This is a genomic window from Micromonospora sp. DT227 (genome assembly GCF_049841835.1).
Lineage (GTDB): Bacteria > Actinomycetota > Actinomycetes > Mycobacteriales > Micromonosporaceae > Micromonospora.
Genome location: NZ_JBNCLA010000001.1, coordinates 347,143 through 360,329 on the forward strand (window position 1 = coordinate 347,143; position 13,187 = coordinate 360,329).

The 13,187-nt window shown below is 73.9% G+C and carries 12 protein-coding genes; 5 read left to right on the forward strand and 7 right to left on the reverse strand.

Annotated elements, in window-relative coordinates; translation table 11 throughout:
* Positions 1-44: 44 nt before the first annotated feature.
* A complete protein-coding gene (locus ACLQ2W_RS01780) occupies positions 45-758 on the reverse strand; it encodes a prepilin peptidase (RefSeq protein WP_425784979.1) in 714 nt (237 codons plus the stop codon).
* 11 nt (positions 759-769) lie between these two features.
* Complete coding sequence (locus ACLQ2W_RS01785) at positions 770-1,846, reverse strand: EamA family transporter (RefSeq protein ID WP_425784980.1); 1,077 nt, start codon at positions 1,844-1,846, stop codon at positions 770-772.
* A gap of 84 nt (positions 1,847-1,930) precedes the next feature.
* Here ACLQ2W_RS01785 and ACLQ2W_RS01790 point away from each other — a divergent pair, with 84 nt between their 5' ends.
* The gene (locus ACLQ2W_RS01790; RefSeq protein WP_425784981.1) at positions 1,931-2,845 is read left to right on the forward strand and encodes an LppU/SCO3897 family protein; all 915 of its coding nucleotides are present in this window, start codon (positions 1,931-1,933) and stop codon (positions 2,843-2,845) included.
* 130 nt (positions 2,846-2,975) lie between these two features.
* A complete protein-coding gene (locus ACLQ2W_RS01795; RefSeq protein ID WP_425784982.1) occupies positions 2,976-4,211 on the forward strand; it encodes an ATP-binding protein in 1,236 nt (411 codons plus the stop codon).
* A gap of 81 nt (positions 4,212-4,292) precedes the next feature.
* On the opposite strand, the gene ACLQ2W_RS01800 is transcribed toward ACLQ2W_RS01795, so the two are convergent.
* Positions 4,293-4,838 (reverse strand): GNAT family N-acetyltransferase, encoded by a 546-nt coding sequence (locus tag ACLQ2W_RS01800; RefSeq protein ID WP_425784983.1) that lies wholly within the window; start codon positions 4,836-4,838, stop codon positions 4,293-4,295.
* Between the two features lie 125 nt (positions 4,839-4,963).
* Here ACLQ2W_RS01800 and ACLQ2W_RS01805 point away from each other — a divergent pair, with 125 nt between their 5' ends.
* Positions 4,964-5,509 (forward strand): DoxX family protein, encoded by a 546-nt coding sequence (locus ACLQ2W_RS01805; protein WP_425784984.1) that lies wholly within the window; start codon positions 4,964-4,966, stop codon positions 5,507-5,509.
* Between the two features lie 203 nt (positions 5,510-5,712).
* Positions 5,713-7,149 (forward strand): glycosyltransferase 87 family protein, encoded by a 1,437-nt coding sequence (locus tag ACLQ2W_RS01810; RefSeq protein ID WP_425784985.1) that lies wholly within the window; start codon positions 5,713-5,715, stop codon positions 7,147-7,149.
* Between the two features lie 9 nt (positions 7,150-7,158).
* Here the strand turns inward: ACLQ2W_RS01810 and ACLQ2W_RS01815 are convergent, their stop codons facing one another.
* The 4 genes from ACLQ2W_RS01815 to moaC are packed head-to-tail and all read right to left on the reverse strand — an operon-like array spanning position 7,159 to position 9,839.
* The gene (locus tag ACLQ2W_RS01815; RefSeq protein WP_425784986.1) at positions 7,159-7,590 is read right to left on the reverse strand and encodes a molybdenum cofactor biosynthesis protein MoaE; all 432 of its coding nucleotides are present in this window, start codon (positions 7,588-7,590) and stop codon (positions 7,159-7,161) included.
* The gene (locus ACLQ2W_RS01820) at positions 7,587-8,843 is read right to left on the reverse strand and encodes a molybdopterin molybdotransferase MoeA (RefSeq protein ID WP_425784987.1); all 1,257 of its coding nucleotides are present in this window, start codon (positions 8,841-8,843) and stop codon (positions 7,587-7,589) included. Before ACLQ2W_RS01820 ends, ACLQ2W_RS01815 begins: the two co-directional genes overlap by 4 nt.
* Positions 8,844-8,880: 37 nt before the next feature.
* On the reverse strand, positions 8,881-9,351 hold the full coding sequence (locus tag ACLQ2W_RS01825) for a MogA/MoaB family molybdenum cofactor biosynthesis protein (protein ID WP_405091756.1): 471 nt from the start codon (positions 9,349-9,351) through the stop codon (positions 8,881-8,883).
* Positions 9,348-9,839, reverse strand: coding sequence for a cyclic pyranopterin monophosphate synthase MoaC (gene moaC / locus ACLQ2W_RS01830; RefSeq protein ID WP_107156418.1), 492 nt, complete (start codon positions 9,837-9,839; stop codon positions 9,348-9,350). The genes ACLQ2W_RS01825 and moaC overlap by 4 nt, the downstream gene beginning before the upstream one ends.
* A 773-nt stretch (positions 9,840-10,612) precedes the next feature.
* Here moaC and ACLQ2W_RS01835 point away from each other — a divergent pair.
* A complete protein-coding gene (locus ACLQ2W_RS01835; RefSeq protein ID WP_405091757.1) occupies positions 10,613-13,141 on the forward strand; it encodes a putative bifunctional diguanylate cyclase/phosphodiesterase in 2,529 nt (842 codons plus the stop codon).
* The last annotated feature ends 46 nt before the right edge of the window (positions 13,142-13,187 follow it).

The following is a 13,187-nucleotide window of genomic DNA, read 5'->3' on the forward strand; positions in this document are numbered from 1 at the left end:
TAACGCCTCCGGTAGAGAAGGGGCCCCTTCTCAACAACCGACGGTCAGGTGAGCACGGCGGCGAGCCAGGCACCGGCCAGGATCGCCGGGCCGAACGGCAGCGGTGTGTCCCGGCGGATCCGACCGGCGGCGAGCAGGACGAGGACGGTCCCGCCGGCGAGCAGGTGTGGCAGGAGCAGCCCGAGCCGGAGCGCCGGCCAGCCGAGCCAGCCCAGGGGGAACCCGAGCGCGGCGGCCAGCTTCACGTCGCCGAAGCCGAGCCGGGCGCCGGGCAGCAGGGCGAGCAGCAGATAGCCGCCCAGGGAGAGACCGACCCCGACCAGGGCGGTCGTCAGGCACCCCGGCTCGCCGGCCACCAGCGCGGTCGTCGGCAGGCCGAGCCCACCGCCGAGCGCCACCGCGCCGACCAGCGGGTCGGGCAGCCGCAACGCGCTGAGGTCGGTCACCGCGAGCACCAGCCCGACGGCGGCGACCAGCAGCAGCGCCGGCAACCCGGGCTCGTCCCCGCGCGCGACGGCCAGAGCGCCGTACACCACCGCCCCGACCACGGCCACGGTCCACCGCCGTGGCCCGGCGGCCGGACCGCCGCACCCCACCGCCCACCGCGCCCTCGGGGCGCCCGCCTCCGCCCGCCCGACCTCGGTGAACCGGCGTGGCGCGGCGCGGCCGACACCGACGGCGCGGCGGCCGATCGGCACCGCGGCCAGACCGGCCAACGCGCCGAGCACCGCCGTTCCCGCCACCGTCACCGCCGACACGGGCCGGGACGCTACCGGCCGGCGCGTCCCCGGGCCGCCCCGTCGCCGGCAGCCGGCGGGGTCCGGCCCGTCCCGTTGCCGCCGGCAGCCGACCGGGTACGGGCCGTCCCGTCGCCGGCAGCCGGCGGGGTGCGGCTCGGCCGTTCGGTGCTCACCACCACGGCGACGCCGGCCACGAGCACCGCGCCGCCGAGCAGCACCTGCGTGGTGACCGGCTCGGCGGCGAGCAGCGCGCCGAGCGCCACCGCGACCGCCGGGTTCACGTACGCGTACGTGGAGACCAGCGAGATCGGCGCGTGGGCGAGCAACCAGACGTACGCGGTGAAGGCGACCAGCGAGCCGGCCACCATCAGGTACGCCAGCGCCGCCCAGGACCGCCCGGTCACCTCGGCGGGGTCGAAGTCGGCCAGCTCACCGCGTCCGGCCCCGATCAGCAGGAGCGCCAGCGCGCCGGCCACCATCTCGTAGACGGTCGCCACGAACGGGTCGGCCGGCATCCGGATCCGCCCGGACAGGTAGGAACCGATCGACCAGCTCGCGGCGGCGGCGACCACGGTCAGCGCGCCCGCCAGCGGCACCCCGTCCACGCCGTCGCGGGGCAGGACGAGCAGGACGAGCCCGACGAAGCCCAGCGCGACGCCGGCGAACGTCCACGGGCGGGGCCGGTCCCCGCCGACCGTACGCAGCACCACCACCAGCAGCGGGACGGTGGCGATCAGCAGGGCGGCGACCCCGGAGGGCACCGCGTCGCCGGGTGGGCCGGACTCGGCGAGCACCACCAGCCCGTTGCCGCCGGCCAGCAGCAGCACCCCGACCAGCGCGGCCGCGCCGAGGCGACGCGGTGGCACGCGCAGCGCCCCGGGCCCGCGCCGGAGCCGCAGCACGATGGCGAGCACCACGGCGGCGGCGGCGAACCGCATCGCGGCGGAGGTGAGTGGCGGCAGGGATTCGACGGCGATCCGGATGCCCAGGTAGGTCGAGCCCCACAGCAGGTAGACCAGCGCCAATGCGGTCCAGACCAGGGCGGCGCGGACCGGCGGCGCCGGGGAGCCGGCGACGTCCGTCGTCCTCGGGGGGCGTGAGCTCATCGTGGGACCACGCTACGGTGACCACGGCGTCGGCGTCCCGTGTTGGTGGCCGGCCTCTCAGCACCGGCTACACAGGAGGCGTTCATGTCGAACTTCGGACCACCGGGCGGCGGCGCACCCGAGCCGTGGCGGGGACGACGCCCGGACGACGGCTACGCCCCCGATCCGCACCACGACCCGGCGCCCGGCGGCCCGCAGTACGGCCCGCCCTCGCAGTACGGCCCGCCGCAGGAGCAGTACGGGCCGCCCCAGCAGTACGGGCCACCGCACGAGCAGTACGGGCCGCCCCAGCAGTACGGGCCACCGCAGGAGCAGTACGGCCCGCCCGCCGAGCAGTACGGGCCACCGCGGGAGCAGTACGGCCCGGGAGCCGCGCCCCGTCCGGGTAATCCGGCCGGTCCCGGCTACCCCGGCCAGGTGCCCTATCCCGGGCAGCAGCCCTACGCCGGCGGGCAGCCGTCGTACGGCGCGGGGCAGCCCTACGCCGGCGGGCCACCGCCGTACGGGGCGGGACAACAGCCCTACGACGAGCCGACGCCGCCGAAGCGGGGCAGGGGCCCGTTGCTGGTGGTGGTGATCGTGCTGGCGGTGCTGCTGCTGGGCGGCGGCGGGGCGTACTGGCTGCTCGGCCGGGACGGGGACGAGCCGACGGCCGGGACGACGGCGACCACCGCGCCGGCCCCGGCGCCGACCTCGGCGGCGCCGAGCGATCCGGCGGAGGCGACGCCCACCACGGCGGCCCCGGCCTCCTCGACCGATCCGCGGTTCGTGAAGGCGGGTCAGTGCGTCGCCAACCAGGGCGGCGGCGCCCAGCCGAAGCTGGTGATCGCCGACTGCGCCCCGAAGACGTACGAGGTGCTGCGCCGGATCGACGGCGCGACCAGCGGAAAGAAGGACGCCGAGGCCAAGTGCGGCAAGGTCGCCGGCTACACCGACTGGTACTTCTTCGACAGCGAGCTGGACACGCTCGACTTCGTGCTCTGCCTGAAGCGTCGATAGGCCGCTAACCGAATCTAGGGCTGTCTGGGGTGGACGCTAGACAGACCTAGATTCGACTCGACGCCGACACGCGGTAGCCGCCTCTACGCGCGTCTAGCCTGGTCACTAGACGACCGGATACTGTGCGATCGTGGATCCGGTCCGCAATCCGTACGCTCCCGGCGCCGGTCAGCGCCCGCCCGAACTCGCCGGGCGGGGGCGGGAGCTGGACGTCTTCGACGTGGTGCTGGAACGCATCGCCCGGGGCCGGCCGGAACGCAGTCTGATGCTCACCGGCCTGCGTGGGGTCGGCAAGACGGTGCTGCTCAACACGCTCCGGTCGGAGGCGATCAACCACCTCTGGGGCACCGGCAAGATCGAGGCCCGGCCGGACCAGTCGCTGCGCCGGCCGATCGCCGCCGCGCTGCACATGGCGGTCCGCGAGCTGGCCCCCCGACACCGCGCGCCGGACCGGATCGACGGCTTCCTCGGCGTGCTCAAGGCGTTCGCGCAGCGGTCCGCGCCGGCCGGGCGGGGCGGCGCGGCGCCGAAGCTGCGCGACAGGTGGCAACCGGGCATCGACGTGCCGGCCAGCAGCGGCCGGGCCGACTCGGGCGACATCGAGATCGACCTGGTCGAGCTGCTCAGCGACGCGGCGGCGGTCGCCACCGACGTGGGCACCGGCATCGCGATCTTCATCGACGAGATGCAGGACGTGGGCGCCGAGGACGTCTCCGCGCTCTGCGCCGCCTGCCACGAGCTGTCCCAGCTCGGCGCGCCGCTCATCGTGGTGGGCGCCGGGCTGCCGCACCTGCCGGCCGTGCTCAGCGCCGCCAAGTCGTACTCCGAACGGCTCTACCGCTACCAGCGGATCGACCGGCTGGACCGGATCGCCGCCGACCAGGCGCTCTGCGCGCCGGCCGAGCGGGAGGAGGTCGAGTACGAGCAGAAGGCGCTCGACCTGCTCTACGAGAAGTCCGGCGGCTACCCCTACTTCGTCCAGGCGTACGGGAAGGCGACCTGGGACCACGCGCCCCGCTCGCCGATCACCGCCGCCGACGTGCGGGTCGCCGCGCCCGAGGCGGAGGCGGAACTGGCGGTGGGCTTCTTCGGCTCACGGTTCGAGCGGGCCACCCCGGCCGAACGGGAGTACATGCGGGCCATGGCCACGCTGGCGCTGGTGGACGGCGAGGAGGGCGCCCGGGACGACATGGACGCCGCAGTGCCCACCGCGGAGATCGCCCGGTCGCTCGGTCGCAAGCCGGCCAGCCTCTCCCCGGCCCGGGACGCGCTGATCAAGAAGGGCCTGATCTATTCCGGCGAGCGGGGCACGGTCGCGTTCACCGTCCCGCACTTCGGCCGCTACCTGCGCACCCAGCCGGCCTGAGCGGCGGCCGGGCCGGCGGGTGAGCGGTGCCCACCTTGGCCACGGCTGCGGGGCTCGCAAGCTCACTCCTCGCGTGGCCGGTCAGACCCGCGACCAGGGCGACGGGAAGACCACCTCACCAGCCGGTGGTGGTGGCTCCTCGCCGGTGGACGGCGGCAGCACCAGCGCCTGCCACGGCTCTCCCAGCCCGGACCACGGGCTGGTCAACCCCAACCGGTCCGCCGGGCCGAACCCGAAGCGCCGGTAGTACGCCGGGTCGCCCAGCACCACCACGAGCCGTTCCCCCAGCTCGGTGGCGGCGTCGAGCGCCGCCTGCACCACCGCCGTGCCGTGCCCGACGCGCTGCCGGTGCGGGGCCACCGCCACCGGGCCGAGCGCCAGCGCCGGCCAGCCGCCGCCGTCGGCGCGGACCCGCACGCGGGTGAGCAACGCGAAGCCCACCACCTCGCCGCCGTACTCGGCGACCATGGCCAGCTCCGGGATCCACGCGGCACTGTGCCGCAACTCCTCGACCAGGCCGACCTCGGGCGGGGTGGTCACGTCGGGTCGGGCGAACGCGGCGGCGAGCACCCGGGCCACCAGCGTTTCGTCGGCCGGGTCCTCCGGGCGCAGTCGCAGCGTCGTCACCCGCGCGACCTTACCGAACGCAACCGGTCCATCCGCGACGGTCGCTGAAATCGATACCGGACGGACGTCGATACCTTTCGTGTGTTGCAGGGGTGACCGGCCCCCGGACGGGGTAAGACTGAACCATGAAGCCCGTGCGCTCCCTCGCCCGAGTCATGTTGAGCGGCATCTTCGTGGTCAGCGGCGCCCGCAACCTGCGCAACGCGGAACGGCTGGTGCCCGCCGCGAAGCCGGTCACCGACCGGGTCGCCCCGCTGATCCAGAGCCTGCACCCGCGCATCCCGACCGACACCGAGACGCTGATCCGGGCCAACGCCGCCACCCAACTGGTCGGCGGTCTGATGCTGGCCACCGGTCGGTTCACCCGCCCGGCCGCGCTCGTCCTGGCCGGCACGCTGCTCCCGACGACCGCCGCCGGTCATCCCTTCTGGAACAACGACGACCCGACCGAGCGCAACAACAACCAGGTCCACTTCCTGAAGAACCTCGGGCTGCTCGGTGGCCTCCTGCTCGCCGCCGCGGACACCGAGGGCAAGCCGGGCCTGCGCTGGCGCGCCGGCCACCGGATCGACCACTCACGCCGGTCGGTCAAGCGCGCGGTCCGCACCGCCCGCCGGGAGGCGAAGATCGCCGTACGCTCCGCGGCGACCGCTCGCCGGATGCCCGGCTGACCTGCATTCGCACGGCCTCCACCCCCGCAAGGCCACCAATCACCTGAACCGTCCGACACCCGTTAACGCGGTGGAAATGTCGCAAACACGTGTGGGATCGGACACGGTCGCGTAACGCGGGAGGCAACATCGTGAGGCACCGTTCTAGGCTCCGTTCTGGACCTGGACGGGCACGACGACCTTGGTACGGGGGTGGCCACGCCATGCCGACGACAGTCGGTAGACGGACCAACCGCCTCCCACCGGCGCCCCGCGTCGTCCTCGGGGTCGACCAGCGGCTCGTGGTGCGCATCGGCATCGTGGCCGCCGTCTCGTACGCGGCCTGGCTCGCGATCGGCGCCTTCGGTCGGCCGTACAACTTCTTCGACATGAAGATCTACCACGGCGCGGTGCTGTGGTGGGCCAACGGCAACGAGCTGTACGACTTCGTCGCCCCCTCGACGACCCTCGGCTTCACCTATCCACCCTTCGCCGGCCTGGTCATGCTGCCGATGTCCTGGCTGCCGGTGGACGCCGCCGGGTTCGTCAACGCGCTGGCCAGCATCGCTGCGCTCGCGGTCGTGCTGGCGGCGTTGCTGCGTCCCATCGTGGACCGGCTCGGCTGGTCGCTCTGGTTCACCGTCGGCATCGCCACCCCGCTCGCCGTGGCGATCGAGCCGTCCCGCGAGACGCTCGGCTACGGCCAGGTCAACCTGCTGCTCTTCGCGCTGATCATGGCGGATCTGGTGGGCCTGCGGTGGCGCGCCAAGCGGGGCACCCACCACGAGACCGCCGAGTCGCCGCTGGCCCGCTTCCTCTACAGCGGCGCCTGGGCCGGCGTCGGCATCGGGCTCGCCACCGCCGTCAAGCTCACCCCGGCGCTGTTCATCGGCTACCTGATGCTCACCCGGCAGTGGCGGGCCGCCTGGATCGCGGTCGGCACCACGATCGGGGTGACACTCGCGACGTTCGGTGCGGTCGGTGAGGAGTCCCGCGCGTACTTCACCAGCGTGCTGTGGCAGACCGAGCGGGTCGGCGCGGCCGACATGACCGCCAACCAGTCCCTCGCCGGGCTGCTGGCCCGGCTCTACGACTCGATCGAGACGCCCGGGCTGCTCTGGCTCGCGTTCTCGGTGCTGGTGCTGGCGCTGGGGCTGTCCCGGGCGATCAGCGCCCGCACCGACGGCGACGAGCTGACCGCGTTCACGCTGGTCGGGCTCACCGCCAATGTGATCAGCCCGATCTCCTGGTCGCACCACCTGGTCTGGGTCATCCCGGCGATCGTGGTGCTGGCCGACGCCGCGGTACGCCGCCGCGAGGCCAGCCGCGGGCTGCCGCTGCGGCACGGCGGGCCGACCCCGGCGACCGGCGTGCCCGCGCTGCGCCCGCCGATCTGGTACCCGACGCTGACCGGGTTCCGGCACGCGGCCGGCGCGCTCGGGCTCTATCTCCTCTTCCTGATCTCACCGATCTGGCCGTACGAGCACCAGCTCCCCGAGGTGTCCCACTACCAGGACGGCCTGTTCGGCGCGCTGATGGAGAACTCGCTGGCCATCGCGTTGATCGTGCTGGTCGCGGCGCTGCCCTGGCGGCCCGGTGCCGAGCCGGCGTTCTACCACGACCGGTTGGGCCGTACGGCCCCGCTCACCGCCCGGCGCTGACCGGCCGGCTCAGGGGCAGTTCACCCACTCCTCGGTGCCGTCGTCGAAGACCTGCCGCTTCCAGATCGGCAGCCGCGCCTTCACCTCGTCGACGAGCCGGGCGCACGCCGCGAACGCCGCCGCGCGGTGCGCGGTGCTGACGGCGGCGACCAGCGCGACGTCACCGATCTCCAGCGGGCCGATCCGGTGCGAGACCGCCACCGCGTGCACCGCCGGGTCGGCGGCGATGTCCGCCGCCACCTCGCGCAGCACCGCCTCGGCGGTGGGGTGACCCTCGTACTCCAGCCGGGTGACCGTCCGCCCGTGGTCGTGGTCACGGACCACGCCCTGGAAGGAGACCACCGCACCGGCCCGCCGGTCGGCGACCGCCGCCTCGTGCGCGGCCAGGTCGAGCGGCTGGTCCGTCACCGCACCCAGCACCACCCGCGTCTCCACGGTCATGAGCGCTCTCCGGGAGTCAGGGGCAGCGGCACGAGGGGAACCCGGTCACCGGCGGCGCCGCTGGTGCCGGGCCGGATCACCGCGAAGCCGTCCGCGCCGGCCAGCCCGCGCAGCATCGCGGAGCCGACGTGCCGCACCGGGTGCGCGGTGCCGGCGACCCGGTCCCAGCGGGCCAGCGCCAGGTGGGTGTGATCCCCGCGCCCGGGCACCGGCTCGGCGAGGGTGACCTGCGGCAGCACCGGCATCGGCCGGCCGGTGAGACCGGCGAGCAGGGGAGCGACAAGCGAGACCAGCGCCACCACCGCGGACTGCGGATTGCCCGGCAGGCCAGCCACGAAGCGCACCCGGCCGTCGCCGTCGACCAGCCGGGCGAGCAGCATCGGGAAGCCGGGACGCACCGCCACGGTGTTGACCACGTAGTCGGCGCCGAGCGCCTCCAGCGTCGGGTGCAGGTGGTCCACCGGGCCGTGCATGGTGCCACCGGTGGTGCAGACCAGATCGGCGTTCGCGAGCGCACCGCGCAGGGCCGCGACGTGCGCGGGCAGCGTGTCGGCGACCGGCCCGACGACGTCGCCGCCCCGCACCTGGCAGCCGTAGCGGCGCAGCCAGGCCGGCACCGAGGGGCCGAGCGCGTCACGCACCCGGCCGGCGCCGGGCGGGCCGGAGGTGAGCAGCTCGTCGCCGAAGACCAGCAGCGCGGCCCGGGGCACGCGGCGGACCCGCAGCGTGTCGTGCCCGCAGGAGGCGGCCAGACCGATCACCGCCGGGTCCACCGGCGTGCCGGCGGGCAGCAGCTCCTCCCCGCGGTGCGCCTCCTCGCCCGGCTCGCGCCACTCCGGCTGCGGCCGGGGCGTGCCGGTCACCCGGCCGTCCACCGTCCGGGTCGAATCCTCGATCCGGATGATCGCGGTGGTGCCCGCCGGCACCATCGCGCCGGTGGCGATCTCCACGGTGGTGCCGTCGGCGTCCAGCGGCGACGCGGTGTGCCCGGCCAGCAGCCGGCCCACCACCCGCCACGGCCCCGGGCCGCGCACCGCCCAGCCGTCCACGCTGGAAGTGGGGAACGCCGGCAGGTCGGTGCGGGTGGTCAGCGGCTCGGCCAGGGTGTGCCCGTCGGTGTCGGCCAGCGGCCGGTTGACCGCGGGGAGCGCGGCAGAGAGCCCGACCGCGTACACCCGGGAGCGGGCCTCCTCCCACCCGGCCGGCGGAGGCGTGCCCACCTCGACGGCGGCGGCTTCGGTTTCCGTGCTCATCCGGCGAGCCTAGCGCCGGTGTGCGCGGCCCGCGGGCTCAGTGGTCGCCGCCGCGGAGCTGGTCGACCGCGTGCCGCAGGATCGGCCCGAGCACGGCCAGGCCGTCCCGCGCGCCACCGCGCGAGCCCGGCAGGTTCACGACGAGCGTCCGGCCGGTGACGCCGGCCCGGCCCCGGGACAGCGCGGCGGTGGGCACCGCGTCGCGGCTGTGCGCGCGGATCGCCTCGGCGATGCCGGGGATCTCGTAGTCGAGGAGCGCGCCGGTCACCTCGGGCGTGCGGTCGGTCGGGGTGATGCCGGTGCCGCCGCTGGTCAGCACCACGTCGACGCCGTCGTCGCGGGCGGCACGCAGCGCGTCGCCGACCGGGTCGCCGTCGGGCACCACCACCGGCGCGTCGACCGTGCACCCCAGCTCCCGCAGGCCGGCGACGAGCAGGGGGCCGCTGGTGTCGGCGTAGACCCCGGCGGCGGCCCGGTTGGAGGCCACGATCACCCGGGCCCGGATCACGACCGGTCCTCCGGCCGGACCCACTCGCCGGTCTTCCCGCCCTCTTTCCGGAGCACCCGGACGGCGTCCACCGACGCGGCCGGGTCGACCGCCTTCACCATGTCGACCAGGGCGAGTCCGGCGACCGCCACCGCGGTGAGCGCCTCCATCTCCACGCCGGTGCGGTCGGCCGTCCGCGCGGTGGCGGTGATCTCCACGGTGTCGGCGGTGAGGCGCAGGTCGACGGTGACGCCGTGCAGGGCGATCGGGTGGCAGAGCGGGATCAGGTCCGGGGTCCGCTTGGCCCCCATGATCCCGGCGAGCCGGCCGACCGCGAGCGCGTCGCCCTTGGGCAGGTCGTCGCGGCGGAGCAGCTCCACCACCTCGGCGGTGGTGCGGAGCCGGCCGGCGGCGACCGCGAGCCGGCCGGAGACCGGCTTGGCGGAGACGTCGACCATCCGGGCGGCGCCAGCCGGATCGACGTGGGTGAGCTGCGCGGGTTCGGTCACCGCCCGACCCTATCCGCCGGGTACGACGCCCCGCGCTCCACCAACTTGTCCAGGGTTACCAGTCGGTTGACCCGAACGGCGAGTAGCGCGAACACCAACTGCTGCTTTGGCGTTCCCAGCGGGAGATCGGCCTTTCCCCGCCGGGCCGTAAGACCGCCGACAACTCGGATTTCCGCGCTGCTGTTCCAGCCCCGGTTGGTGCCGTCCAAGTCGAAACGCCAGCTTAATCCAGTTATCACAAAATCGTTGTTCCGGCGGTCCCCGGCAGCGCAAGCCGTCCATCCGAGCGGTCCGCCCCGACTGGTCAAGCCGGCCGAGTCCGGTTGTAATGTTCCTCGACCGAGACGACGCTACAGATGTCGCTCGCGTCGAAACATTCTGGATGGCACTGAGCGACCACGTGAGTACGCGAGGCAGAAGGTCGGCTCCGCTCCGCACATAACTTGTGGACAGAACGTCATTTAAGCGACGAGAGTTGCTTATATTGCGCATACCGACATTAATTCTTCCTTACTGCCCCTTCCTCCCTCTAACCTTCGTTCCAGTCAACAAGGCGCGGATACACGCACAGGCGATGTCTGCGGCGGGTCGTGCCAATGCGCCACAACCGATTGCGGGTGACGACTCCGATCGGCGGCGATTCCGGCCCGACGGGATATTGGAGGAGGGACGAACAATGCGTAGCACCGAATGGGGATGAGAGTTTCCCGCACCGGAACGAAGCGGTAGGCTGCCGCTCATCGCGTACCGACGGTGAGCGGCGGGTGACTCGGGTGAGCCGGACGACGGAGAGCCGCACGGGTGTCGACCCCGGCCTGCGCGGCCTCGTCTACACCCTGGTGGCCGGCGCATCGCTCGTCGCGCTCATCGCGGTCTCCGCCACGCGCAGGCAACACCCCGAATCGGTACGCGACTTCGTCACCGTGGCAACCCTCGTGGTGACCGTCGCGCTGGCCACCGTCATCAAGACGCGGCTACGGATCAGGTCGACCACCTTCTACTTCGCCTGGGTGGAAACCGCAATCGTCATCGGCCTGGCCGTCGCGCCGGCCTCCTGGGTCGTCCTGGCGACCGGCCTCGGGGTGGCCGCCGGATCGGTGACCCGCCTGGCACCCATCAAGGTGGCGTTCGCCATCGCGAAGCACACCCTCGTGGCCGGAGGCGCCACCGTCGCCACACTGCTGCTCGGCGGCGCCTGGCCACCTCGAGAGCCACTCCGCATCGTCGTACTGCTGGGAATCGTCTATCTGGTCGCCGCGATCCTCGACGACGTACTTGCGATTCCGGTCATCGCGCTCGCGTCCCGAACGCCGATCCTGCGCCAGTTCCGCAATAACCTCGACCTACGGATCGCCGGCTTCGGCGTGCGATTCGTCGTAGCCGCCTCCACCGTGCTGATCCTCCGGGTCGACCCCCGGCTGTTGCTCGCCGTGCCGCCCCTGGTGCTCAGCCTGCACCTGGCCTACTCCGCCAGGATCCGCGCCCGCACCGAGCAGCAGGCCTGGCAGCGACTCGCCCGCACCACCGACGCGCTCAACGTGGTCGACCTCGACCAGGTCCTCACCACCGCGGTCACCGAGGCCGCCGAACTCTTCTCCGCCGACGAGGTCGAGATCGAACTACGCGAGGGCGGGCGCACGGTCCGCGGCGGCGCGGCCGGCATCGCGTACGACGGGACCGCACCACGCCCCAGCGCCACGGACGGCCGGATCATGCCGGTCACGCTGGAAGGACACGACCGGGCGGAGAACATCGGCGAGCTGCGGCTCCGCTTCGTCGGGCCGGTCGAGCTCTCCGAGCGGGAGCAGTACACCCTGCGTACCTTCGCCTCCGCGCTGTGCACCGCGGTCCGCAACGCCCAGGCGTACGCCGAACTGGCCCGCGTCGCCGCCGACCACGCCTACGCCGCCACCCACGACGCCCTCACCGGCCTGTCCAACCGCCGGCACCTGCTGGACGAGGGCACCGCCCAGCTCACCACCCGGCACGCCGACGGCGTCACCGCCCTGGTGCTGATCGACCTCAACCACTTCAAGGAGGTCAACGACACGCTCGGGCACGGCGCCGGCGACCGGGTGCTGATCCAGGTCGCCGAACGGCTCCGCGACGCGGCACGCGCCGACGACCTGGTCGCCCGGCTCGGCGGCGACGAGTTCGCCGTGCTGCTACGCGGCCTGCCCGCCCCGGCGGTCGCCGCGCACCGCGCCGAAGCCCTGCTCGCCGCGCTGCACGACCCGATCGACCTCGACGGCATGCGGATCAGCGTGGAAGCCAGCGGCGGCATCGCCGTCGCCCCCGCCACCGGCGGGATGCCCGAGCTGCTGCGCCGCGCCGACGTGGCGATGTACCAGGCCAAGCGCGCCGGCCAGCGGATCGCCACGTACGCGGCGACCCGCGACACCGCCGACCTCAGCCGGCTCACACTCGGCGGCGAACTGCCCCGGGCCGTCGCCGACCACGAGTTCACCGTCAACTTCCAACCCATCGTCGACCTGGGCAGCGGCCAGGTCACCGGCGCGGAGGCGCTGGCCCGCTGGCACCACCCCACCCACGGCCTGATCGACCCGCTGCGCTTCCTGGAGGCGGTGGAACGCTCCGGGCTGCTGCCCGCGTTCGCCGAGGCCATCCTCGACCAGGCGCTGATCGCGGCCGGCTCGTGGCACGACGCCGGCTTCGACCTGCCCGTCTCGGTGAACGTGTCACCACGCAGCCTCCTCGACGCCCGCTTCCCCGGCGCCGTGCTGGCCCGGCTGCGCGCCCACGACCTCCCACCCGACCGGCTCGTCCTGGAACTCACCGAGACGCTCACCCTCAGCCAACTCGACGTGGTCGACCGGGTGCTCAGCCGGCTCCGCGACTCCGGCGTCCGGCTGGCCCTCGACGACTTCGGCACCGGCTACTCCTCACTCTCCCTGCTCTCCCGCATCCCGGTCCACGAACTCAAGATCGACCGCAGCTTCGTCACCGCCATGGAAACCGCACCCGAGGCCGCCGCCGTGATCCGCTCCACCCTCGACCTCGGGCGCAGCCTCGACCTCACCGTGGTCGCCGAGGGCGTGGAGAGCGAACCGCAACGCCGCACGCTCTGGGAGCTGGGCTGCACGGCCGGCCAGGGCCACCTGTTCGCCCGGCCGCTGCCGGCCGGCGCGCTGCTCGCCGCCCTCCAACGCGGCGCCGGCGGCCGGCCCGGCGCACTCGCCGCACCGCTGCACGACACCGGCGCCGTCATCCGGCTGCCCGGCCGCCGCGCCGCCGGCACCCGTACCCGCCCGGCCCCCGCCACCGACGTCCGGCATCCCTGACCAACCGGCCCGACCCGGCCGGACCGCACCCCCGGTCTGCCAGACT